We start from the raw sequence: 23,754 nt of genomic DNA on the forward strand, positions 1-23,754 counted from the left end.
TGGAGGTGGGCCAAGCAGTGTAAAGGCGAGCAGTACAAGGCCAACTCTGCTGGCTCTGGCCTGCGAATGGGCTGACAAATGTAGCGCAATAGCCTGACCGGGCAAGCCCACCAAATTGCTGATCGACTGGAATGTAGACGCCTGCTACCGCATCGGACGCCAGGCGCAGCAAAGTCCCGGTTGTGGCTGGCTACCATGGCACTGGGGCAGTTGCGGCAGCCGTCAACAGATATACTGAGCAAGCAAAGGGAAGGACTGACCCGCTGCTGCCAGCTGCGTGGCGTTAGCCCAGGTATGCCAGCATGGTGGTGCTGAACTTAGCTGGCATAGACCCGCTGCGTAATAGATATTGCGGTCCTGATCATCGTAGCTAAACGAAGCCCTTGCACGAGCCGTGGCTTGACGGTGACAGCGTGCTTCTTCGCACAGGCAGTTTACCCATTTGGCTCTCCACCCAGCTTGGCGATTATCGAAGCTGTGTAGGAAGTCTGAGAATTCAAGATTGGACGTCATGCTGAGCTTGTCGAAGCATCTCTCCCGCTTCGTCAGGTTCGTTCAATAAAGCGGTAGAGATGCTTCGACAAGCTCAGCATGACCGCCTGACGACTTCCTAAACAGCTTCATCACGATGCCGGTAACTAAGCAAGTAGCTAACCTGGTAGCGAATGAAGATATCAGGCTCGTATTCAAAAAGTAACAATGTCCTGACAGAAGGGCAAAAATATGGCTGCTGTATTGCTGATGCCGGATTCTAAACAACCGGATATCGCCCAGCAAAGCATCTTTATCCCTGGAGGTTGTTATTTTCTGTTCTTTAGCCTGGCCTGAATGCACCGGCCTTTGTAAGCGCTCTGTTGCGCGCTGTCTGTGGCTGGTTGTGAAGTCAACTACAGCGCTGGGCTTAGCAGAAAGGGCGCAGGGGTTAATAACGCGCCGGCGTCCAGTGGATGAGCTGCCCGTCGAAGAAAGGGCCGTAGTGGTCCTGAAACCAGTCCAGCAACATGTGCGCGTCTGCGAATCCATCGTGGTAGGCCAGCTGCGCTAACTCGGCTCCGAAGATGGAGCGCTCGTCGATGAACAGGTGCTGGCCGCCGAGAATGCGCAGGTGCTGGGTGCTGCTTACCGTCGCGTCGGGGCGAAACGTTCGGCCGGTGGCCTGGTCTGCGTTGAGGCAGAAGTGGATGAGCTGGCCGGCCTTCCAGCGGTGGCCCCGGCGGATAGTATGAATCTTGGTGCCAGCCTGAATGGGAGCCGCAAATGCGGGGTCGAAACCAAGGATCATAGGCGTCTTATACGTACTTGGCCGCGGTAGCATTCGTCCCGCCCAGGCTAAATTACTAGTATCTTACTAAGCAGGGACAGTTATTGATAGGGGCAAGGCGACTAGAGGCTGTTACGGACTGGTAGCGCGAAAAACGCCTTTTGCCAGCAAGAGTGTAGCGAAGGCCAGGAAGTGGAACTGCTGTATGGTCAGGGCCAGGCGTTCGTAGTCGCGGGCCAGACGGCGGAAGCGGGCGGCCCAGCCGAAGCTGCGCTCGACGACCTAGCGGCGGGGCAGCAGCACAAAGCCGGTCTGGCCTTCGGGCTTGACAACGACCTGCAAATCAATGTCGTGCACGACAGCGGCGTACGCGGCGTCCTCGCCCGTGTAGCCCTGATCTACATAGGCCACCTGTACCTTTTGGCCCGTAACCTGCTGCACCCGCTCACAGAGTGCCTCCACCTGCCCGCGGTCCGGCGCATTAGCTGGCGTGACGACGGCGGCCAGCAGGTGGCCCAGCGTGTCGACGGCCACATGCACCTTGCTACCCTTGCGTCGCTTGGCGCCGTCGTAACCGGCGCGGGCGCCGCTTTCGGGCGTGCTCTGCACCGTGCGTGAGTCCAAAATAATGACCGTGGGCTCGGCCTCGCGGCCAGCCAACACCCGCGCCAGTTCGCGTAAATCGGCCATCATGTGTTCAAAACGACGGTTATCCCGCCAGCGGGCCCATTGTTGATACACGGCGGCCCAGGGCGGCAGCTCATGGGGTAGATACCGCCAGCCGCAGCCGGTTTTGACCAGGTAGCGCAGGGCGTTGAACATGTCGCGCAGCGCATGCGCGCGTTACGGCGCATCTTCCCGAACCAGGGCTAAATAGGGCGCCACAAACGTCCATTCTGCATCCGTTACGTCGTTGGGGTATCCGCTTTGCTGTGCCATACCCCAAATTACACTACCAGACCATAACAGCCTCTAGACCACTTCATGCAGCGCTTGTCGGATTTCGGCGTGTCTTTCATAACGAAGGAAAGACACTCCACCAAACTGTCCAGATTTGGTCGACCATCTCACCTTGCCCTGCAGTAGCCCTGGTTTGATTCAGCTGATTGGCTCGAACGCACATGGTTGCCCCATGCCCTGCAACTGGGGCTGCGCTATGTTGCGCATATCGTGCAGGAAAATACGCACCCCGACTTGCTGATGCTTACCTTTCCACAGACAATGCGGGACCAGTTGGAGCTACAGGTTTTCTCCACCGTGAACGAGGCGGAAGAGTGGCAGCACAGCTACCAGTCACGCGGCTGATTGACCGGCGGGTAGCGGACCGAATAGGCGCGAACCCATCATTGTCATCAAATCAAACAGATTCGGCTGTTCGGGCTACTGCACTGGCAGGCAGGATCTAGAGAGCAATTCGAGCGTCACTGCGGATTTTCAGCAAATGAGCGCAGGTTTGTTCAAAGTACTTTAGCTTCAAAAGAGTAGTTTACATAAGCAGGACGATGACTCCTTCAAGTTTGACCAATTACTGGGACACGCTGTATGCTCAGCAACGGGTCCAGCAGGCCAGTTGGTTTGAGCCGCAGGCTTCGGCCAGCCTGCGGCTGTTTGCCCATACGGATTTGCCCTTCGACGCGCCCATACTGGACGTGGGCTCCGGCCTCTCACCGTTCCTCAACGAGCTGCTCAACCAAGGGTATCTCAACCTGATTGCCACGGACCTGAGCGCCACCGCGCTCGACCAGCACCGGCGCCACCTGTCGCCCGAACAGGCCAGCCGGGTGCTGTGGGTGGTGGATGACGTGACGGCCCCCCAGCACCTGCCCTTACTTAACCCGGTGTTGCTATGGCACGACCGGGCTTTGCTGCATGGACTGACGAGTGCCGCCCACACACAGACATATATTCGTCTGCTCAATCACATGGTCGAGGCCCATGGGTGGGTTATTCTGGGCGTGCGCTCCCCGCAGCCCGCCCCCCCCTTAACCGATGCCGGGTTGCTGGTGCAGGCCTATGATGTGGCCGGGTTGGTGGCCCTGCTGGGCGCCAATTACCAGCTCAGGCACACCTTCGACGAAGCGCACGAAACGCCCCAGGGGCAGCAGCAGGGCTATACGTATGCCCTCTTTCAACGCAATGCAACCTCCAGAAACGGTTTGTGGGACTAGGCAACAGGGAGGGCAAGCGCGCGCTGGCGCAAAACCCTCCCCGTTGAAACCCTCCCCGTTGTGGCCGGCCAACTTGGCTAGGAGCCTTTGTGGGGTGAGCCAGCATGGGGGTGCCAGTTACCGGAGTGCCAACCTGGTGCCCCGGCGCGTGCTCGTCGGCCGCGGCAACGAACATGCGCTGGCCAACGAAGAACAGAATTGAATGAGCCGCTTAAGCTAGGGCACCCAAGCAAAAGGCCCCGCACCGACCAATGTCAGTACGGGGACCTGCTCTGTTATGATTTTACGTTTTCTTAGGCTGGCATAGCCTTCAGTTCCCGGTCCCAGAAGCGGTGCTGAGCCATGGCCGCCATGAACTTTTTGGCTAGTTCTCCTACTTGCGCATCGTCACTGGTCACCACGCCTTCCGCGTCCAGAATATCTGTGGCTCCCGGATAGGCCGCTGCTTTTAGTAGCTCGATGCCGGCAGCGGAAGCGGCAATTGGCTTGCAGTGGCGGTAAGCCTCGTTTACAAAGCGCACGGCATCGGCATCTTGCTTCAGCTTTGCCACGCTGGCCGCGCCACCGGCCACGTACACGGCATCATAAAGCACGGAAGCAGTGGATTGGAATGTGCCGTTTACGAGCATCTGCTGCCCGTTTTCACCTTTGATGGACCCCAGGTGCGTGGCCACGATGGCCGTTTGCGCCCCCTGGTCCATCAGGGCTTTCATCAGGTCGGCAATGGCCTCCAAGTCAGCCCCATCGGTGGCCAGAATAGCTACGTGGCGGGTTTTGATGCTTTCTTTGCCCGCATTGGCCTTTGCCGTAACCGCCATGCTCAGGGCCGAGTCGCGGCCCGTATCAGCTTTGGCCGGGCCCGACTGGTATGGGGCCGGGTCCGTATCGGCCCCCACGTTCAGGTTGATTTGCACGCCTTCGGCCGACGGCACGGCCAGGCCCAGCCCTTCGGCCACGCGAGCGGCCAGGTCTTCCGACACCTGCGACAACAGGATGAGCATGCGGCTGCGGATGGATTCCTGCAATACATGGCCTATCTCGAAGCGCAGGGCCTTTACCATGTGCATCTGCTCCACCTCCGTCTGGCTGTTCCAGAACAGGCGGGCCTGGCTGTAGTGGTCGACGAAGCTTTTGCTGCGGGCCCGGACCTTATGGGCCTCTATCCGCTCGGGGTGCGAGACGAAGCCGCCTTCGGCCTGCTTGGCTTGCTTGGGAAAGTTGTCGTTGAGCAGGTTGGGGCTGTAGCTGGTCTGGCCCTTGTTGATGGCCTGGCGCATGTGGCCGTCGCGCTGCCCGTTGTGCATAGGGCACAGCGAGCGGTTGATGGGGATTTCATGAAAGTTGGGCCCGCCCAGGCGCTTAAGCTGCGTGTCGGTATAGGAGAAAAGGCGGCCCTGCAGCAGCGGGTCGTTGCTGAAATCGATGCCCGGCACCACGTGGCCCGGATGGAACGCCACCTGCTCGGTTTCGGCGAAATAATTGTCCACGTTGCGGTTGAGTACCATCTTGCCCAGGGGCTGCACGGGCACCAAGTCCTCGGGAATCAGCTTGGTGGGGTCGAGCAGGTCGAAGTCAAACTTGAACTCGTCCTCCTCTTCCACCACCTGCACGCCCAGTTCCCACTCGGGGTAGGCGCCCATCTCGATACTGTTCCACAGGTCGCGGCGGTGGAAATCAGGGTCTTTGCCCGAAACCTGCTGCGCCTCTTCCCAGGCCACGCCGTGCACGCCCAGCAGCGGCTTCCAGTGAAACTTTACGAACCGGCTTTTGCCGGCAGCGTCAATCAGGCGAAAGGTGTGCACCCCAAAGCCCTCCATCATGCGCAAACTGCGCGGCAGCGCCCGGTCCGACATCAGCCACATAATTATGTGCATAGCCTCGGGCGTCACAGAAATAAAATCCCAAAACGTGTCGTGCGCGGCGGTGGCCTGCGGAATTTCGTTGTGCGGCTCGGGCTTCACGGCGTGCACCAGGTCCGGGAACTTGGCCGCATCCTGAATATGGAACACGGGCATGTTGTTGCCCACCAGGTCGTACACTCCCTCCTCCGTGTAGAATTTCACGGAGAAACCGCGCGTGTCGCGCGCCAAATCCGTGGAGCCGCGCGAACCGGCCACGGTGGAGAACCGGGCAAACACGGGGGTTTTCACGCCGGGCTGCAGGAAGGCCGCGCGGGTCAGCGACGCGTTGTTGTCGTAGGCCTCAAAATAGCCGTGGGCGGCCACGCCGCGGGCATGCACAATCCGCTCAGGAATCCGCTCGTGGTCGAAGTGGGTCATCTTCTCGCGGAAGATAAAATCCTCCAGCAGCGTGGGCCCTCTTTCGCCGGCTTTAAGCGAATTATGGTCGTCGTTGATGCGCACGCCCTGATTGGTAGTCAGGAACTGGCCGTGGCTGTCTTCGCGGTTCTGGTCCAGCTCTTCCAGCTTGGCATTGCTCACCGCCTCCCGGGGCGTTGGCGTGGCGGGGGGCGGGGTTGGTTTCGATTTGCTCATAGAAAAAAAGGAAAGGGTAGAAAGTTAACAGTACGGTTTATAAGCGCGTTTGCGCACCGGCTGCGCCACCAGCAGGCTCAGTACCCTGCGTCTACGACCCGCTCTTTCACTCACAGACTTACTGGGGCTGAGGGCACTGCCACTCCCCCCCGGCGTCGGCTACGGCCGTGGTGTTTTCGTGCAGCGGCGCGAAGGCGGGCGGCGTGAGTGCCGTAGCAAAACAACTCGAAACAGTAGTCCCCGAGGTGCGGGCAGCGTCAACAGCAGGGGCCATACGGGTCGGATTGTAACCGTTAAAAAAAGCAGGATATATCTGGTCGCCAGCCAACCTCGTTCCCACCCCAGTTGCCTTAAAAACTAGAAGCCGGGGTGTCCGCGTAAATTGGTTGCTACTGCCCGTCCTACGCGCCTGCTTGATGGAAGGTTGGGCCACTTTTCGAGCCGCACAGGCTAAGCACAACTGTATGGGGGGCTATTGAGCAGTGGTTATAGCGGCCTCGCGAACAGTTTCCGCTGCCGTAGCGCAACTCGTCGTTTGAGGTGTCTCGTCCTGAGACAAGTTGCCGTTTTCTCCCTCTTAAAAGGGTGATTTAAACAGCTTCCGTCTTCGAGATTTAAGATGCGGTATGAGCCTGTAATCGTCCCTGGAGCGAAATCCAGGTTTGGGTACAGGTTATATCGTGCATTGAGCTCGTGAAAGTTTATTTCACCGATTTGCGTGAACGTGTAGCGCCCGCTTGCCAGCAAGCTGACCGCACGATTGGTGAAGTGACCGCGCAGTTTAGCGTGTCGGATTGGTTTGTGCGCAGGCTGCGCCGACGCCAGCAGCAAAGCGGGCCCGTAGCTGTTTTGCCGCAACGCAGCGGCCCTGTGCCCTTACTCAGCGCGGCGCCCCCCCGTGCCAGACGGCCTGACCAGACGGCGAGGGCGATTCTGCTTTGCTGGCCCGGCTGTATACCGTGCAACAAAGGCCTGCGTAGTCCTAGCACGCCAAAGGCTCCTTTAGGATCAACCTATTGTCCCAGGCCGACAATAGCGCAAGGATTACACTATTTACCATCATATATATTCACAATTATATATACTTATATCCCCCTCCCCCCCCCCCGCATTTTCCCCTCAGCCCATTTAGAAAGCGACCCGTATCCCCAGCGTCGTCCACCGATGCCAGCGGGCCCCACTGAATTCCGGCGAAATGCCCGTAAGCGACCCTTCCAGACGAAAGCCGGCGTAGCCCAGCCCCAGCGTAGCCGTGCTGCGGGCCACTGTCCGCCGGACCGCCGCGGCCGAAAGCACGTACGGGTTGTTGCGGTTGAACAACCCGCCCTGCAGCGTGGCGTTGTAGCCTACCACCCGGCCTTCCACCTGCGCCTCCCCGTAGGCCTGCACCTGGCGCTGCCCCATCCGGTTGGTCCGGTTAGCTACGCCCAGCGTCGCCAAAGCGGGCTGTAGCAGCCCCAGCCGCAGCGTTGCGCCCACACCGGCATAGGTTTGCAGGGTACTCAGCGAGGCACTGGCCGCACCGTTCACCTCCAGGCCGCGGCCAACGGCCAGCAACTGCTTTTCCAGCCGAGCTTCGTAGCCCAGCACCACATCGGTCTGCACCTGATAGTCCCACCCGCGCGGCGTGGGGGACCCCAGTAGCGCGTGAATCTTGGTTTGAAAGCCTTTGGCCCCGGCCGCTGGCCCCATAATGCCCACATTGAAGGCCGTGGTTACGCGCAGGCGCCGGTTGGGGTGGCTGGCCACGCGCAGCAGGTCAGCATAGATGTAGGAGGCATAAGGTCGGTCACCGACCCGAATAAAGGGGTCCTGAATGCGCAGGGGCGTGAAGCCATCGTAGTGCAGTTGGATGCCATGGTGCAGGACACTGCCCGCGGGTACCAGTCCAGGGAGAATCCGGTTAACCGGCGAATGCTGCAGCGCGGGGCTCACCAGCAGCAGCGTCATGCCCTGCGTGAAGTAGTAATCCGTGCGCAGAAAGGCATCGTTGGCAAAGGTGTAGGCAATCAGGTGGTCACTACTCACCCGGGTGCTGTCCGATTGTGCGTGAACAAGGAGAGGCAACCACCCCAGAAATAAGACAACAGTAAACCGAAAGCGCATGAACAGAAACAACAAAGACATTGCACCTACGCAGTTACTTCTGTAAGTGGGTTGCCGCCAGGGCTGGTGCCGCCGTTTCCGGTGGTGCGTAAAGTGGGCGCATACCACCTGGCCGAGCCACATACGCCCCGCCACTTCCGCCTACCTTCCCGCCGGCGCCTGTACTACCGCGCCGAGCTGCCCGCGGCCCGCGCCGCCACTAGCCGCCAAAATCTGAGGGCACCCTTCGTCCGCCTCGAACGTGCCTACACCCTGGGCCAGCGCCAGGCCCTACCGCACATCCACACGCACCTGCTGCTACGCCACAGCCTGCCGACCCGCGACGAGCGCGAAATCCTGGACCAGCCCGTGCGTAGCATCGGTGGCTTTCCTCTCTCTTGTTTTGGCCATCATCCACACCGGGCCGGCGTATTTGGCCTTCAACGTCAGGCCGGAACTGCTTGCCGCGCCCACCATAAGTGCTCGTGAGCGGTGACCGGATAACCGATTTCAGGGACCAGCTAAGACGATAGGCGCGCAATAAAGCAAGAGTGAGGGTTGCGAAGACGGCACTGGCGGGACTGGGCCAGGGCTGTTACAGGAAAGCCCCATCTACTCGTGTAGATGGGGCTTTTTTTGCGGCGAAAGCCAGCGGGAACTAGGGGTTCACGTGCTTGAGCTTACGGCGGCGACGCTCCTGGGCCTGCTTTACGCGGCGGTGGATGGTTTCGCGGGTGAGGTTGGTCTGCTCAGGCGTAGCAGCTGGGGTGGTTTCGGCTTTCGTGGTCTTGGTCGTCATACAAAAAAAGTTAAGTTTTGCCCAAAGATACCCGCCTCCGGTACATGGTGGCCTACCCACCCGCTACAAACTTTCTCCTGCCCCGGCGAATAGGTCTTCCTGGTGTACTTTACTACGTTCACAAAGCGCAGGTTAGGCAGATGCACATCAGGGTGGCCGCGCCGAGCGTCCGCTTCACCCCGGCTCAGCCGTTCAGGGCCAGTCCGGCAATTTCCTTGCCCCTAATGCAGAAAGGGGCTTCGATGGTAGCAGGCGAAGTTATTGCCGCATTGGTCGAACAATCGGGTAGCAATGGCGCTCGGCTTGTCCGGAAGCAGGTTGAAATTCCTCGTTTGAACCGGTGATTTTACTAAGCTGCGCACCCCTTAGTACACTTTCCAAACGGTGGTTCAATAAGCGTTATGCGAGCTATACCGGTACCACTACCACCTTCTTCGTCTCGAAAAACTCCTCTGCGAAAATCCCACTCAGCTCCACTACCTGCGCTTTTAACCCTGATTCGGCAATTTCTTCGGTCAGGTCGCCGCCTTTGAGGTAGTAGAGGCCACTGTGGGGGGCAGCTTCGGCACGGGGCTTATAGCGGTGGGCAATCCAGGTGTGGAAGGTGGCCAAGCGGGCCACGGCGCGGCTCACGATGTAATCGTATTTGGCTGTGAGTTGCTCGGCGCGGGTTTGCTCAGCCGTTACGTTGGTCAGGTGCAGGGTTTCGGCCATGTCCTGCACCGCTTTTATCTTCTTGCCGATGCTGTCGACCAGGTGAAACTTCACTTCGGGGAACAGGATGGCCAGCGGCAGCCCCGGCAAGCCCCCGCCGGTGCCCACATCGAGCACCGACGAGCCGGGTGCGAATTCCACCACCTTGGCAATGCCGAGCGAGTGCAGGATGTGACGCTCGGTGAGGTTGTCGACATCGGTGCGGGCTACCAGGTTGAGGCGCTCGTTCCAGCTGCGGAATTCGGTTTCGAGCTGGGCAAACTGTCGGCGCTGCTGGTCGGTGAGGTGCGGGAAGTAGTGTTCGAGCAGGTTCATCGGGAAGTGAAAATGGGGATAAAATAGAACGTCATTCGGAGCATGTTGCTCTAAGCGCAACATGCTCCGAATGACGTTCTGAGGAGCGTAATTCCTCCCTAGATGATTTCCTTTTTGCCTTTCACCATGTCGTAGAGCAACTCGCGGGCGCGGTGGAGCTGGGCTTTTACGGTGCCGAGGGGGGCTTTCAGCTCAGTGGCAATTTCCTCGTAGCTCAGCTCATCGAAGTAACGCAGCGTAACAAGGCGCTGGTATTTATCGGGCAGCCGCGACACCACATGCTGCATGATTTCGATTTTCTGGTTTTTGATGGTCGTCTCCTGCGGGTTCAGGTTCTGGTCGCGGAAGTCAATGGTGATTTCGTCGCCGTTGTCAATCTTGATAGCCGAGTCAATCGACATCGTTTTGATTTTATTCTTGCGGATAAAATCGATGCAGTTGTTGGTGGCGATGCGGAACAGCCAGGTGCTGAAGGCAAACTCAGGATTGAATTTGTGCAGGTTCTTGAATGCCTTAGCGAAGGCCTCAATGGTCAGGTCGTCGGCGTCGTCGGTGTTGCGCACCATTTTTAGCACCACATGGTACACCGGCTTCTTGTAAATCTGCATCAGCTCGGCGTAGGCCTTTTCGTCGTTGTTCTCAACGGCGGCCCGTATTAGCTTGAAGTCGTGCTTGGCTTTGGCGGAGAACTGTTTTTCCTGATTTACTTCCATCGGAGCGAGCGGTTAAGGAATAGGGAGATTCCCAGAGCTAGATAAGTTACAAAATAGATGGCATCGAGCAGCGGCAGCAGTGCGGCCGGCAGCTGTCCTTCGAGCCGACGGTTGAGCTGCTGATAAATGGCTCCAACGAGCACAGTTCGTAGCAGACACGCAGTAGCCAAAGGTACCCAATTGGCGGGAGAAAACAGCAGGCCGACCGCCACGAAGTAGAACACAAGATTGGCTCCCACGAATGTCCCGAGCCGCATCCGGTCGGCCAGGCGGTACTGCCGGCCGGCCGAAAGATGCCGGCGTTTCTGCCGCCACCATGCCCCCCAGGTAGCGGCTGCTTCGCTGAGCGTGTGGGCGCCCGGCTGAGCGACTACGGCCGCCCGGGCCCCGGCGGCTACCGCATCCTGCACCAGCAAATCGTCGTCGCCGCTGAGCGTGCGGATATGCGAGGCGAAGCCTTTGGTAGCGCGGAATACGGCCCGGGTATAGCCCAGGTTGCGGCCCACGCCCATGTAGGGGCGGCCGCGCCAGGCGAATGACAGATACTGTGCCCCCGTCAACAGGGTTTCAAACCGAATCAACTTATTTAAAAGCCCCGGTTCGGGGGCGTAGGCTGAGTAACCGAGCACCAACCCGCCCCCCTTGGCAAAGCCGCGCTGCATGTACCTGATCCACTGGTTGGTGGCCGGAATGCAGTCGGCATCGGTGAAGAGCAGCCGCTCGTGGCGGGCCGTTTTGATACCCAGTGTGAGGGCGTATTTTTTAGGAGCCATACCCGCCGGCGTGTGCCGAACGGTGACGAGGCGCACGCCCGGGAACTGCGCGGCCAGCGCACCAGAGCCATCAGTCGAGCGGTCGTCGATAAGAATGATTTCGAGCAGCTCGGCGGGGTAATCCTGACTAAGCAGCAACGGCAGCAGGCGCTCCAGGTTGGCGTACTCGTTGTGGGCGCACACCAGCACCGAAACCGGCTCATCGGCCGCGACAGGTGTTTCCGGTTCGGGCCGGTGCCTGGCAAAGGCCCGGAAGTAGTAGAGCGCGAAGTAGAGCTGTACCAGCACGGCCGCCAGCAGCAGCCAAACGGCCGGAGAGTAAGAGAGCAGCATAAAGATTTTCAGGCTGCAAAAGTAGGCATTCACTGTACCTTTGTGGCGTATAGAGTTGCAAGCCACAAGCTGCAAGCTGCAAGCCTTCGCCTTGTGGCCCTTTGCTTGTAGCTTGTGGCTTGCCGCTTGTAGCTTCCACAATGACCTTCGACCTTCTCACGACTGACCCGCACTCCAAGGCCCGCGCCGGGGTAGTCCACACCGACCACGGGACCATTGAAACGCCCATATTTATGCCTGTGGGCACGGCTGGCACCGTGAAAGCTGTACAACAGCGCGACCTCAAGGACGACATCAACGCCCAGATCATCCTCGGCAACACCTACCACCTGTATCTGCGCCCCGGCCTCGACATCATCCGGCAGGCCGGCGGGCTGCACAAGTTCAACGGCTGGGACCGGCCCATCCTCACCGATTCGGGCGGCTACCAGGTGTACTCGCTCAGTAACACGCGTAAAATCAAGGAGGAAGGCGTCAAGTTTCGCTCGCACGTAGATGGCTCGCAGCACCTGTTTACGCCTGAGGGCGTGATGGACATTCAGCGCACCATCGGGGCCGATATTATGATGGCCTTCGACGAGTGCACGCCCTGGCCCTGCGAGTACGCCTACGCCGCCCGCTCGCTCGACATGACCCACCGCTGGCTCAAGCGCTGCATTGCCCGCTTCGACAGTACTGAGGGCCACTATGGCTACCGCCAGACGCTGTTCCCGATTGTGCAGGGCTCCACGTTCAAGGATTTGCGCGTGAAATCGGCCGAGTTTGTGGCCGAGCAGGGCCGTGAGGGCAACGCCATCGGGGGCCTGAGCGTGGGCGAGCCGGCCGACATGATGTACGAGATGACCGAATTGGTCTGCGACATTCTGCCCAAAGACAAGCCCCGCTACCTGATGGGCGTGGGCACGCCGGCCAATATTCTGGAAAACATTGCGTTGGGCGTGGATATGTTCGACTGCGTAATGCCCACCCGCAACGCCCGCAACGGCCTCGTGTACACCACCCAGGGCATCATGAACCTGGCGGCCCGCAAGTGGGCCGAAGACTTTGAGCCGATTGATGCGGAGCTGGGTGGTTACGTGAGCACGTTTTACTCGCGCAGCTACGTGCGCCACCTGTTCCACAGCAAGGAAATGCTCGGCCCCCAGATTGCCTCCATCCACAACCTCACCTTCTACCTCTGGCTCGTGAAGCAGGCCCGGCTGCAAATCCTGGCCGGCACGTTCCGGGAGTGGAAAGACGTGATGGTAAAGAAGCTGATGACGCGGCTGTAATAGGTTGTCAGTTGCTGGTTGTCAGTTGTTAGTGTGGACGTTGTTCAGACTGACAACTGACAACCAGCAACTGACAACTAAAACTGACAACTCAATTGAAGATTCTCGATAAATACATCATCACGAAGTTTCTCACCGCGTTTTTCTTCACGGTGGTGCTGCTCGTGTCGGTTATCTGCGTGATTGACTTCACGGAGAAAAACGACGATTTTCTGCAGCACGACCTGGGAGGATGGCAGATTCTGACGGAGTATTACCTGAACCTGTTTCCGTACTTCGCCAACTTGCTCTCGCCCATCACGGTGTTTATTGCGGTGGTGTTCGTAACGGCCCAGCTGGCCTCGCGCACCGAAGTGGTGGCCATGCTGGCCTCGGGCATCAGCTTCAAGCGGTTTCTGCTCCCCTACATCATGGGCAGCGTCATTCTGGGTATGCTCACGATGGCCATGACGGGCTGGCTGATTCCGATTGCCAACAAAACGCGGGTCGAGTTCGAGAAGAAGTACATTAAGAACCCTTACCGGTTCAGCGGGCGCAACGTGCATTTCAAAATCGGCCCCCAGGACTACGCGTTCATGGAGAGCTACGACAACGTGAACAACGTGGGCTACAAATTTGCGCTCGAAACCATTGACGGACAAATACTTAAACGCCGGCTCACGGCCGAGGCCATCAGTTGGGACTCCACCAAACAAGCCTGGCACCTGACGCCCCAGCTGCTCCGCACCTTCAACGGCGAGCAGGAAAGCCTTAAAACCCTGCCCGCCCGCGACACCACGCTCAACCTGTTCCCGAAGGACTTTGCCAGCACCTACCGCCTGGCCGAAACCCTGACACTACCCGAGCTCAACCGCTACATCAACACCAAAATAGCCCGCGGCGCCGACGACACGCAGGTGTACCTGAGCGAGAAGTACGAACGGTTCGCCTATCCCTACGCCATGTTCATCCTCACGGTAATCGGGGTGATTATGAGCGCCCGCAAGAGCCGCGCCGGCGTGGGCGGGCAGATTGCACTGGGCTTTGTGCTGGCGTTCGTGTTCATCATCTTCGTAATTCTGAGCCGTAACCTGGCCGCCGTCGGCACCCTCTCGCCCCTGCTGGCCGCCTGGGTTCCGAGCATCGTGTTCACCCTCATTGGGGCCGTACTCTACCGGGTGATACCACAATAGGCGATTTGGTGAGGTGAAATACGAACGTCATTCAGAGCGCAGCGAAGAATCTTGCGGGCTACTGTTGAACGACAACCGTTATAACGACTCCAAGCGAGATTCTTCGCTGCGCTCTGAATGACGTTCTTTTCATCTTTCACTTTCCCCACCCGCGCCAGCAGGTAATCCGAACGTCAAACTCACCAAATCACCACCTCACCAAATCACCTTGTGAAAGACTACCTGCGCCTGCATTTTATCGTGTTGCTCTGGGGCTTCACGGCTATTTTGGGTAAGCTGATTACGGTGCCGCCGGTCGAGCTGGTGTTCTGGCGCACGGGGCTGGCGAGCCTGGGCCTGCTGGGGCTGCTGCTGATTCGGCGCCGCCCCTGGCGCCTGCCGGCCGCCGATGCGGCACGGCTGCTAGGCGTGGGCGCCCTGGTAGCGGCCCACTGGATTACGTTCTTCCTCTCGGCCCGGCTGGCCTCGGTGAGCGTGAGCCTGGCCGGCATGGCCACGCTGGCCCTCTGGACTTCCTTGCTGGAGCCACTGATTCTTTGGCGCAAGGTGCGCGGTTACGAGGTGGGGCTGGGTTTGCTGACGATGGTGGGCCTTTACATTGTGTCGCAGGCCGAGCTGGGGCAGCTGCTGGGGCTGGGCGTGGCCATTATTTCGGCCGGGCTGTCGGCGCTGTTCAGCGTCATCAACTCCAGGTTGGTAAAGCAACATCCGCCTCTCAAGCTTACGCTGTATGAGATGGTAGGCGCCTGCCTCAGCATTGCGCTGTTTCTGCCGCTCTACAGCCACTATTTCACTAACGGCAAAGGTTTACAGCTGGCCCTGCACGGCTACGACTGGCTGTGGTTGGCGCTGCTGGCCGGCGTATGTACGGTGTATGCCTTCTCGGCCTCAGTCGAGCTGATGAAGCGCATTTCGGCCTTCGTAGTCAACCTCACCATCAACCTGGAGCCCGTGTACGGCATCATCATGGCCGTGCTCCTGTACTCGTGGGGCGTGGCCGGTTTCGAGGAAGAAAAACTCTCGCCCGGCTTCTATGTGGGCACTGTTATCATCCTCGTCAGCGTGCTCATCCATCCGCTACTCGACCGTTGGGACAAGCGCCGGCTGCTCAAGCGCAACCCGGTACTTACCTGAGCAAGAAGCGTCACGCAAGGCTGTAGCGCGAAGCTTCGGCTTCGCGTGGCGCTGCTGATGTCCCAACGACATCGTTCAACGACACGCGAAGCCGGAGCTTCGCGCTACAAGCCAGTGTCCTGCTCTCGTGTAAGCCTTGCCAGACGCACAACGGGCCCTTACAACTTCCCGCTCCAGACGGTGTAGCCAGTCGGCCATACCAGTTCTGGGGCCTGCAGCAGCTCCGGAAACAGCCCGTACACGGCCGAGCCCGAGCCCGAGAGGCTGGCATAGGTGGCACCCGCGGCATAAAGTTGCGCCTTCACCTCGGCCAGCACCGGATACATCGGGGTCAGGGCCTCCTCGAAGTCGTTGCTGACGGTGTTGCGCCAGGTTTGCATAGGCTGGGCGAGGCTCTGGCGCAGGTCGTGGCGCGGGGTGCGGGGCACCACGCGGGCGTAGGCCTCGGCCGTGCTGATATGCAAGCCAGGATACACCACTAGGGCCGGCGTGCCGCGCAAATCGAGGGCGAAATCGTCGAATATGTCGCCGCGGGAGTGGGCAAATACCGGCTCGTTGCGGATGAAAAAGGCGCAGTCGGAGCCGAGGCGGCGGGCGTAGCTTTCGAGCTTCTCGGGCGGCAGCTCCAGCGCAAACGCACTATTTATGGCTTTGAGGGCAAAAGCCGCATCGGCCGAGCCGCCGCCCAAGCCGGCCCCGATGGGCACGTCCTTGTGCAGATGCAGCTGCACCGGCGGCAGCCGGAAATCGGCGGCCAGCAGCTCGTAGGCCCGCCGGCACAGGTTGGTTTCGGGCGCGCCCGGGATAGGCAGGCCGCTGAAGCGGAGGCTGGTTTCGGCCCCGGCGGGCGCGGGCAACACCTCAAAGGCATCGCACCAGGGCAGCGGCACAAACACCGATTCGAGGTTGCGAAAACCATCGGGCCGCAGGCTGGTAACGTAGAGCCCCAGGTTGAGCTTGGCGTTGGGAAAGACGAGCATAGTTTGTTACAGCTTCAAGCCGCAAGCTACAAGCTGCAGGTTTATGGATGAACCTCCGCCCACCGTCTGAACTTGCATGGATTACCGCGCAAGTAAACCCAAGCTTGTAGCTTGCGACTTGAAGCCTGCAGCTCAATCTAAATGCCTTCCTCCGCTTCTTCTTGGTATGCCCGCCGCGGCAAGCGCCTGCTCGATGTGGCGCTGGCAGCCCCCGCCCTGCTGCTGGCCGTACCGCTGCTGGTGCCAGTAGCGCTGGCGCTGGCCATCCAGAATGGCGGGGCCTGGCTGTTTCGGCAGCCCCGGCCGGGCCGTGGGGGTCGGATATTCAGCTTCTACAAGCTCCAGACGATGCCCGACCGGCGCGATGAGGCTGGCCAGCCGCTGCCCGACGCCGAGCGCCTGCCACCGCTGGGCCGCTGGGTGCGGGCCACCTCGCTCGACGAGTTGCCTCAGCTGTGGAATGTGCTGCGCGGCGAGCTGAGCTTGGTGGGTCCGCGGCCGCTGCTGGTGCAGTACCTGCCGCTGTACTCGCCCGAGCAGGCCCGCCGCCATGCCGTGCGGCCCGGCATTACGGGCTGGGCCCAGGTAAATGGCCGCAACGCCATCAGCTGGGAGCAGAAGTTCGCCTTCGATGTCTGGTACGTCGACCACCTTTCGTTTGGGCTGGATTTACGAATTTTGGGGCGCACCGTGGCCCGGGTACTCGGGGCGCGGGGCATTTCGGCTCCCGGCCAGGCTACGGCCACGGCCTTCACCGGCACACCCGCTGCTCCCACTTCCTCTCCTCCTCCCGCTTCCCCTTCGAACCGCTAACTGTGCCACTTTCCCGCAGCTCCGCCACACCCACGCCTTCGGCCACGCCCCAACCCGAAGCGCCGCGCCGGCTCGCCATTTTTGGGGCTGGCGGACTGGGGCGCGAGGTGCTGGTACTGCTGCGCCAGCTGAATGCCGTTGCTCCGACCTGGGACCTGGTGGGTTTCTACGACGACCAGCTGCCTGCCACCGACCTTATCCATGGCCTGCGCTACCTCGGCACCGCCGCCGACCTGAACGCCACGCCCGAGCCGCTGGCCGTGGCCGTAGCCGTGGGCAGCAGCGCCAGCCGGGCCGCCGTTGTGTCCCGCCTCAACTCGCCGCAGCTCCACTTTCCTACCCTCATCCATCCCGGCGTCAGCACCGAATCGTTCCAGCACCTGCAGTTCGGGGCCGGCTGCATCATCACCCAGGGCTGCATCCTCACCACCGACATTCGCCTGGGCCGCCATGTGCTCCTGAACCTGGGCTGCACCGTGGGCCATGATGCCGTGCTAAACGATTTCTGCTCCCTGATGCCCCACGCCAACGTGGGTGGCGGGGCCCACCTGGAAGCCGGCGTGTACCTGGGCACCAACGCCACCGTGCTCCAGCAAGTCCGTATCGGGGCCCGCACCGTACTTGGAGCCGGCGCTGTGGCCATCCGCGACCTGCCCACTGATTGCACTGCCGTGGGCGTGCCGGCCCGGGTGGTAGCGCGCGAAAGGTAGCGCGAAGCTCCAAGTACGGTGCGGGTCGTTGCTGACTTTACTTAACTGCCCCACAACGTTGTTCAACTATACCCGAAGCTGGAGCTTTGCGCTACAAGCAAACAGCCCCACTCGGCCCGAACCTTTCTACTACTCCCGCCTCTCCTCGAGAAAACGTTAGATCTATTTATGCACAGCCAGGATTACGACCGTCTTTACCTCTCCCCTCCTCACCTCGGCCGCCACGAGCTCAACTACCTGCACAAGGCCATCGAGGATAACTGGGTAGCCCCGGTCGGTCCCAATCTTGATGGGTTTGAGCAGGATGTGTGCGCTTTTACCGGTGTAAAGCACGCGCTGGCGCTTAATTCGGGCACGGCGGCCATTCATCTGGGGCTGCGGCTGCTGGGCGTAGGGCCCGGTGATGAAGTGCTGTGTCCTTCGTTCACCTTTGTGGCCACGGCCAACCCCATCACCTACCTCGGGGCCACGCCGATATTTATCGACAGCGAGGCCGAAACCTGGAACATGTGCCCCGAGCGGCTGCGTGAGGTGCTGGAGGACCGCCGCCGCCAGAACCGCCAGCCCCGCGCCCTCATCGTGGTGCACCTGTATGGCATGCCGTGTAAGCTGCGCGAAATCATGGCGCTGGCCGAAGAGTTTGACGTGCCCGTTCTCGAAGATGCGGCCGAAGCCCTGGGCGCTACTTACGCGGGCAAACCGCTGGGCTCGTTCGGGGCCGCGGGCGTGTTTTCCTTCAACGGCAACAAAATCCTGACGACCAGCGGCGGCGGTATGCTCACGACCAACAACGCCGCCTGGGCCGCCAAAGCCCGCGCCTGGGCCACCCAGGCCCGCGACGATGCGCCCCACTACCAGCATTCGGAGGTAGGCTACAATTACCGCCTCAGCAACCTGCTGGCCGGCATCGGTCGGGGCCAGATGGGGCTGCTGGATGACCGCGTGAAGAAGCGCCGCGAAATCTACGCCTGGTACCAGGAGAAGCTGCAGGATCTGCCCGGCCTGTCGCTCGGCCCCACCGAGCCCGCCGGGGGCCGCTCGAACCGCTGGCTTACCTGCCTGCTCCTCGACCCGGCCGAAACCGCCGTAACGCCCGAGCAGCTGCGCCTGCATCTCGAAACCCGCAACATCGAAAGCCGCCCGCTGTGGAAGCCGCTGCACCTGCAACCGCTTTTTGCCGGCGTGCCCATGCACGGCGGCGCAGTCTGTACCGACTTATTTACCCGCGGCCTCTGCCTGCCCTCCGGCTCAGCCCTGACGGAAACCGACATGCGCCGCGTGACTGACGCCATCCGGACGCTATGGCCTACCTGAAATCAGTACAACCCGTGCGTGACTAGTACATAAGGTTCCATCGGAGGTTTCTGCAGCACAAAAGCCCAAGCACTTAGTATATCAAGCAGCCAACGGGTATATAAGCCAGTCGTTCTAATCGTCCAGGGCCTGCTGCAAATCGGCCAGCAGCTCGTCGGCCGGTTCGATGCCCACGCTCAGGCGTACCAGCCCGGCCGTAATGCCCAATTCCTGCCGCTGCTCTTCGGTAAGGGCGCGGTGCGAGGTACCAGCCGGATACGAAAGCGACGAATCGACGCCCGCCAAGGAGGGTGCGAACGGGAACCGTTGGCAGGCGCGCATAAAGCGGCTCACGGCCTCCGTCGTGTCGTCGGCGAGCCGGAACGACACCATACCACCGAAACGGCCGCCGCCTTGGCTGGCCGCCAACTGATGCTGCGGATGCACCGAAAGCCCCGGATAAAACACCTCCCCAACAGCCGGATGGCCCACCAGCAGCTCGGCTACGGCCTGCGCGTTGCGGCAGTGCGCTTCCATGCGCAGGCGCAGGGTTTTCAGGCCCCGTACGGCCAGCCAGCTTTCCATGGGGCTCAGCGTCAGGCCAAATAGCGTCCCGATTTGCCGGAGCCGGGCCGCATCTTCGGGCGTGCGGGCCACCACGGCACCGGCCGTTACATCGGAGTGGCCGGCCAGGTATTTCGTTACGCTGTGCATCACTAGGTCGGCTCCGTGCTCCAATGGCCGGGTGAGTATGGGCGAGGCAAATGTGTTATCCACCACCAGCTTCAGCCCCAGCGCGTGGGTGGCTTCGGCGGCAGCCTGCAAATCGACGACGCGCAACAGTGGGTTGCTGATAGTTTCGCACAGCAGCAACCGGGTGCGCGGCTGCGCGTGGGCGGCCAAGTTGGCAGTCAGGTCGGCAAAGGGCACGTAGCTCACCGTAATACCCAGCCGGCTCAGCTCCTGGCTCAGCAGCGCCGAGGAGCCCCCATAGATGTCAGCCGCGCACAGCACATGGTCGCCGGCCTCGCAATAGGCCATAACGGCCGCAAAGATGGCCGCCATGCCCGAGCCGGTAGCTACCGCCCCCGCTCCACCCTCCAGTTGCGTTACGGCCGCGGCCAGCTCGTCGGAGTTGGGGTTGCCGTTGCGCGAGTATAGGTAGCGGCTGCCGGGCTCCCCAAAATACAGCTCCAGCTCGTTGAGGTCTTCAAACTTGAAAACCGAAGTCTGGTAAATCGGGGTGATTTTGGGGTGGATTTCCATGAACCGCTGATTGGGGGTAACAAAGCAGAAAAGCCTTTCCCGCAAAGGAAAGGCTTTTCAGTAGAAGCTGGAACCGAGGGTTACGCCGAAGCGCCCTCGGCCAGTACGATAACGTTGTTGCGCAGCACTTCCACCACGCCACCTTCCACCTGGAAGCGGGTGGCCCCGCCATTCAGGACGATTTCGCCGGCTTTCAGGGCCGAAATGAGTGGGGCGTGGTCGTTGAGGACTTCGAAAAAGCCATCGGCTCCCGGAAACCGGGCCGATGTAACCTCGCCTTCAAACACCTTGCGGTCGGGCGTGATGATTTCCAGATGCATCTTTTGGGGAATTATGAATTTTGAATTATGGATTATGAATTGAGCAGAAGCGCGTGCTAAAGGCCCAATTCATAATTCATAATCCATAATTCAAAATTAATAATCTACTTGGCTTCGGCAATCAGACGCTCGCCTTTGGCTACGGCGTCCTCAATGTTGCCAACGAGGTTGAACGACGCTTCGGGCAGGTGGTCGTGCTTGCCGTCGATGATTTCGTTGAAGCCTTTGATGGTGTCCTTGATGTCAACCAGAACGCCTTTGAGGCCGGTGAACTGCTCGGCTACGAAGAAGGGCTGCGACAGGAAACGCTGCACCCGACGGGCGCGGTTTACTACCTGCTTGTCCTCCTCGCTCAGCTCATCCATGCCCAGAATGGCAATGATGTCCTGCAGTTCCTTGTAGCGCTGGAGCAACTCTTTCACGCGCTGGGCAGTGTTGTAGTGCTCGTCGCCCAGAATATCGGCCGACAGGATGCGCGAGGTGGAGTCAAGTGGGTCAACAGCCGGATAGATACCCAGTTCGGCAATTTTGCGGCTCAGTACCGTGGTGGCATCCAGGTGGGCAAAAGTGTTAGCCGGAGCCGGGTCAGTCAAGTCATCGGCAGGCACATATACGGCCTGCACCGACGTAATGGAACCGCGCTTGGTAGAGGTAATCCGCTCCTGCATGGCGCCCATTTCGGTGGCCAGCGTGGGCTGGTAACCTACAGCCGATGGCATACGGCCCAACAGGGCCGATACTTCGGAGCCGGCCTGCGTGAAGCGGAAGATGTTGTCGATGAAGAACAGGATGTCGCGGCCGGCACCGGTGCCATCGCCGTCGCGGAAGCTTTCGGCAATGGTGAGACCCGACAGGGCTACGCGGGCACGGGCTCCGGGGGGCTCGTTCATCTGGCCGAACACCAGCGTGGCCTGCGACTTCTCCATCTCGGCCATGTCCACCTTGCTCAGGTCCCAGCCACCTTCTTCCATCGAGTGCTTGAACGCATCACCATAACGGATGATGTTGGCCTCGATGAATTCGCGCAGCAAGTCGTTGCCCTCGCGGGTACGCTCGCCTACGCCGGCAAACACCGACAGGCCTTCGTAGGCCTTGGCTACGTTGTTGATGAGCTCCTGGATAAGTACGGTTTTGCCTACGCCGGCACCGCCGAACAGACCAATTTTACCGCCCTTCACATACGGAGCCAGCAGGTCGATTACCTTGATGCCGGTGAAGAATACTTCCGACGATGTGGCCAGTTCTTCGAAGGCCGGAGCCGAACGGTGAATGGACAGCGCGCCGTCGCTCTTGGGCTGCGGAATGCCGTCGATGGCTTCGCCGATTACATTGAACAGGCGGCCTTTTACGCCTTCGCCCGTAGGCATGGAGATGGGCGCGCCCAAGTCGCGTACGCCGGCACCACGGGTCAGACCCTCGGTCGAGTCCATGGCGATGGTCCGAACGCGGTCTTCGCCCAGGTGCTGCTGCACCTCCAGCACGATGGTCTGGCCGTTGCCTTTGGTTACTTCGAGCGCGTCGAGAATATTGGGAAGCTTGGAGTTTTCACCCGCGAAGCTCACGTCCACGACGGGACCGATAACCTGGGTGATTTTGCCGGTATTCGCCATTGCTATGTATAGGTTGGGTTGGGTGCCACGATTCAGGCCGCAAAACTACGGCTTAATCGTGGCATTGCCAAAGCGGATGAGGACGGGGTTCGTTCAACTTTTTTTTTGGCTTATGAAACCCTGATTTTCAGCTCTGAAAGACCTTTCGACACCCATTGCAGCTATAATCAGGGCAAATTTTTTTCGTTGGAAATTTGCCTGTAATAAAAGCCCCCGTACATTTGCACAACCAAACGGCACCGCTTACCCGGAAAGCCGCCCGGAAATTGTCCGATGGTGTAACTGGCAACACGCTTGATTTTGATTCAAGAAAGTCCAGGTTCGAGCCCTGGTCGGACAACTGACACAGCCAACGCGAAAGGCGCTGATTCTTCCTCCCCCGGAAGAGTCGGCGCCTTTCGCGCTTTAAATCACTCTCAATTCTCCCCTCGCGCCGTTGTTTTTGGCCGGCGGGAGAATTTTCATTTCCACCCCTACCTTCTTAACACCTCTTTCTCATGGCTCAGCAAGTCAAGATTTTCGCCGGTAACGCCTCCCACGAGCTAGGCGAAAAAATTGCCGAGGCGTATGGTCAGCCGCTCGGCGACCTGAGTATCCAGCGCTTCGCCGATACGGAACTCGGCCCCAGCTTCAATGAGAGCATCCGGGGTTGCGCGGTATTTCTGATTCAGAGCACCAACCCGCCGGCCGAAAACCTGATGGAGCTCATGTTGATGGTAGACGCTGCCAAGCGCGCCTCGGCCGCCTCGGTTACTGTGGTGATGCCCTACTACGGCTACGCCCGCCAGGACCGCAAGGACAAACCCCGCGTGAGCATCGGGGCCAAAGTGGTGGCCGATTTTGTGCAGAGCGTGGGCACCGACCGCCTGATGACCTGCGACCTGCACGCCGGCCAGATTCAGGGCTTCTTCGATATTCCCGTTGACCACCTCGACGGCGCTACGGTGATGGCGCCCTACATTCAGTCGCTGGGCCTCGACAACCTGATTTTCGCTTCGCCCGATGTGGGCGGCGTGGTGCGCACCCGGGGCTTTGCCAAAAAGTTCGGGGCCGAAATTGTGGTGTGCGACAAGATGCGCCTGCGGGCCAATGAAATTGCCTCTATGCAGGTGATTGGTGATGTAACGGGCATGAATGTGGTGCTCGTGGATGATATTGTAGACACGGCCGGCACGATTTGCAAAGCTGCCGAGCTGCTGATGGAACGCGGTGCCAAATCGGTACGGGCCGTAATTACCCACGGCGTGCTTTCGGGCCCGGCCCACGAGCGGATCCGCAACTCGATGCTGGAGGAATTGGTCATTACCGACACGATTCCGCTGCAGCAGGAAAATTCTAAAATCCGGGTTATTACGCTGGCTCCGCTATTTGCCCAGGCCATCCGCAACGTGGTTACCCATGAGTCTATCAGCTCGCTGTTTATCTAAGCCGGTAGCCAAAGCAGTTCCAACTAAGGTATAGAAGAATCCTCTGGAAAGGGGAAGAAGTGAATTTTGGCACGGTCTTGATAATAAAAAGGAGGGGAAGGG

Annotated in this window: 21 protein-coding genes, 1 tRNA gene and 1 pseudogene; 10 read left to right on the forward strand and 13 right to left on the reverse strand. The window is 60.0% G+C overall.

Going from position 1 to position 23,754, the window contains the following annotated elements; all coding sequences use genetic code 11:
• Window positions 1-922: 922 nt before the first annotated feature.
• Both J7E24_RS16745 and J7E24_RS16750 read right to left on the reverse strand, forming a co-directional pair.
• Complete coding sequence (locus J7E24_RS16745) at window positions 923-1,282, reverse strand: hypothetical protein (RefSeq protein WP_215139267.1); 360 nt, start codon at window positions 1,280-1,282, stop codon at window positions 923-925.
• Window positions 1,283-1,393: 111 nt separating this feature from the next.
• Window positions 1,394-2,200: pseudogene (locus J7E24_RS16750) on the reverse strand (IS5 family transposase).
• Between the two features lie 563 nt (window positions 2,201-2,763).
• Here J7E24_RS16750 and J7E24_RS16755 point away from each other — a divergent pair.
• On the forward strand, window positions 2,764-3,429 hold the full coding sequence (locus J7E24_RS16755; RefSeq protein ID WP_215139268.1) for a class I SAM-dependent methyltransferase: 666 nt from the start codon (window positions 2,764-2,766) through the stop codon (window positions 3,427-3,429).
• Between the two features lie 293 nt (window positions 3,430-3,722).
• Here J7E24_RS16755 and J7E24_RS16760 read toward each other — a convergent pair whose 3' ends face one another.
• The 3 genes from J7E24_RS16760 to J7E24_RS16770 form a co-directional block, all read right to left on the reverse strand.
• The gene (locus J7E24_RS16760) at window positions 3,723-5,924 is read right to left on the reverse strand and encodes a catalase (RefSeq protein ID WP_215139269.1); all 2,202 of its coding nucleotides are present in this window, start codon (window positions 5,922-5,924) and stop codon (window positions 3,723-3,725) included.
• Between the two features lie 118 nt (window positions 5,925-6,042).
• Window positions 6,043-6,198 (reverse strand): hypothetical protein, encoded by a 156-nt coding sequence (locus J7E24_RS16765; protein ID WP_215139270.1) that lies wholly within the window; start codon window positions 6,196-6,198, stop codon window positions 6,043-6,045.
• Between the two features lie 854 nt (window positions 6,199-7,052).
• Window positions 7,053-7,991, reverse strand: coding sequence for a lipid A deacylase LpxR family protein (locus J7E24_RS16770; RefSeq protein ID WP_215139271.1), 939 nt, complete (start codon window positions 7,989-7,991; stop codon window positions 7,053-7,055).
• Between the two features lie 105 nt (window positions 7,992-8,096).
• On the opposite strand from J7E24_RS16770, the gene J7E24_RS16775 reads away from it, so the two are divergent.
• On the forward strand, window positions 8,097-8,498 hold the full coding sequence (locus tag J7E24_RS16775) for a DUF3703 domain-containing protein (protein ID WP_215139272.1): 402 nt from the start codon (window positions 8,097-8,099) through the stop codon (window positions 8,496-8,498).
• Between the two features lie 169 nt (window positions 8,499-8,667).
• Here the strand turns inward: J7E24_RS16775 and J7E24_RS16780 are convergent, their stop codons facing one another.
• The 4 genes from J7E24_RS16780 to J7E24_RS16795 all read right to left on the reverse strand — a co-directional run bounded on the left by J7E24_RS16780 (window position 8,668) and on the right by J7E24_RS16795 (window position 11,656).
• Complete coding sequence (locus J7E24_RS16780; protein WP_215139273.1) at window positions 8,668-8,808, reverse strand: hypothetical protein; 141 nt, start codon at window positions 8,806-8,808, stop codon at window positions 8,668-8,670.
• Between the two features lie 408 nt (window positions 8,809-9,216).
• Window positions 9,217-9,837: a 16S rRNA (guanine(527)-N(7))-methyltransferase RsmG gene (gene rsmG, locus J7E24_RS16785; protein ID WP_215139274.1), complete on the reverse strand. Its 621-nt coding sequence runs from the start codon at window positions 9,835-9,837 to the stop codon at window positions 9,217-9,219.
• Window positions 9,838-9,935: 98 nt separating this feature from the next.
• Window positions 9,936-10,550: an RNA polymerase sigma factor gene (locus J7E24_RS16790; protein ID WP_092738715.1), complete on the reverse strand. Its 615-nt coding sequence runs from the start codon at window positions 10,548-10,550 to the stop codon at window positions 9,936-9,938.
• Complete coding sequence (locus J7E24_RS16795; protein WP_215139275.1) at window positions 10,541-11,656, reverse strand: glycosyltransferase; 1,116 nt, start codon at window positions 11,654-11,656, stop codon at window positions 10,541-10,543. The genes J7E24_RS16790 and J7E24_RS16795 overlap by 10 nt, the downstream gene beginning before the upstream one ends.
• A 140-nt stretch (window positions 11,657-11,796) precedes the next feature.
• Here J7E24_RS16795 and tgt point away from each other — a divergent pair, with 140 nt between their 5' ends.
• The 3 genes from tgt to J7E24_RS16810 all read left to right on the forward strand — a co-directional run bounded on the left by tgt (window position 11,797) and on the right by J7E24_RS16810 (window position 15,233).
• Complete coding sequence (tgt, locus tag J7E24_RS16800; protein ID WP_215139276.1) at window positions 11,797-12,927, forward strand: tRNA guanosine(34) transglycosylase Tgt; 1,131 nt, start codon at window positions 11,797-11,799, stop codon at window positions 12,925-12,927.
• Between the two features lie 95 nt (window positions 12,928-13,022).
• Entirely contained in the window at window positions 13,023-14,099 is a 1,077-nt protein-coding gene (locus J7E24_RS16805) for an LptF/LptG family permease (protein WP_215139277.1), read from the forward strand.
• Window positions 14,100-14,309: 210 nt separating this feature from the next.
• Window positions 14,310-15,233, forward strand: coding sequence for a DMT family transporter (locus J7E24_RS16810; RefSeq protein ID WP_215139278.1), 924 nt, complete (start codon window positions 14,310-14,312; stop codon window positions 15,231-15,233).
• A gap of 158 nt (window positions 15,234-15,391) precedes the next feature.
• Here the strand turns inward: J7E24_RS16810 and J7E24_RS16815 are convergent, their stop codons facing one another.
• Window positions 15,392-16,213 (reverse strand): 4-(cytidine 5'-diphospho)-2-C-methyl-D-erythritol kinase, encoded by an 822-nt coding sequence (locus J7E24_RS16815; RefSeq protein ID WP_215139279.1) that lies wholly within the window; start codon window positions 16,211-16,213, stop codon window positions 15,392-15,394.
• Window positions 16,214-16,354: 141 nt separating this feature from the next.
• Between J7E24_RS16815 and J7E24_RS16820 the strand changes: the two genes are divergently transcribed.
• The 3 genes from J7E24_RS16820 (at window position 16,355) to J7E24_RS16830 (ending at window position 19,050) form a co-directional block, all read left to right on the forward strand.
• A complete protein-coding gene (locus J7E24_RS16820) occupies window positions 16,355-17,026 on the forward strand; it encodes a sugar transferase (RefSeq protein ID WP_215139280.1) in 672 nt (223 codons plus the stop codon).
• Window positions 17,027-17,028: 2 nt separating this feature from the next.
• Entirely contained in the window at window positions 17,029-17,736 is a 708-nt protein-coding gene (locus J7E24_RS16825; RefSeq protein WP_215139281.1) for an acetyltransferase, read from the forward strand.
• A gap of 168 nt (window positions 17,737-17,904) precedes the next feature.
• Complete coding sequence (locus J7E24_RS16830) at window positions 17,905-19,050, forward strand: DegT/DnrJ/EryC1/StrS family aminotransferase (RefSeq protein WP_215139282.1); 1,146 nt, start codon at window positions 17,905-17,907, stop codon at window positions 19,048-19,050.
• Window positions 19,051-19,164: 114 nt separating this feature from the next.
• Here J7E24_RS16830 and J7E24_RS16835 read toward each other — a convergent pair whose 3' ends face one another.
• From J7E24_RS16835 to atpD, 3 genes are all read right to left on the reverse strand, one after another.
• Window positions 19,165-20,295, reverse strand: coding sequence for a trans-sulfuration enzyme family protein (locus J7E24_RS16835; RefSeq protein WP_215139283.1), 1,131 nt, complete (start codon window positions 20,293-20,295; stop codon window positions 19,165-19,167).
• Window positions 20,296-20,375: 80 nt separating this feature from the next.
• On the reverse strand, window positions 20,376-20,615 hold the full coding sequence (locus J7E24_RS16840; RefSeq protein WP_215139284.1) for a F0F1 ATP synthase subunit epsilon: 240 nt from the start codon (window positions 20,613-20,615) through the stop codon (window positions 20,376-20,378).
• A gap of 104 nt (window positions 20,616-20,719) precedes the next feature.
• Window positions 20,720-22,225 (reverse strand): F0F1 ATP synthase subunit beta, encoded by a 1,506-nt coding sequence (atpD, locus tag J7E24_RS16845; RefSeq protein ID WP_176907735.1) that lies wholly within the window; start codon window positions 22,223-22,225, stop codon window positions 20,720-20,722.
• Between the two features lie 267 nt (window positions 22,226-22,492).
• Between atpD and J7E24_RS16850 the strand changes: the two genes are divergently transcribed.
• Window positions 22,493-22,565 (forward strand) — tRNA-Gln (locus J7E24_RS16850).
• 157 nt (window positions 22,566-22,722) lie between these two features.
• Complete coding sequence (locus tag J7E24_RS16855; protein WP_215139285.1) at window positions 22,723-23,652, forward strand: ribose-phosphate pyrophosphokinase; 930 nt, start codon at window positions 22,723-22,725, stop codon at window positions 23,650-23,652.
• Window positions 23,653-23,754 lie beyond the last annotated feature (102 nt).

Origin of the sequence: Hymenobacter sp. ISL-91 (assembly GCF_018613725.1) — a bacterium.
Taxonomy (GTDB): Bacteria; Bacteroidota; Bacteroidia; order Cytophagales; family Hymenobacteraceae; genus Hymenobacter.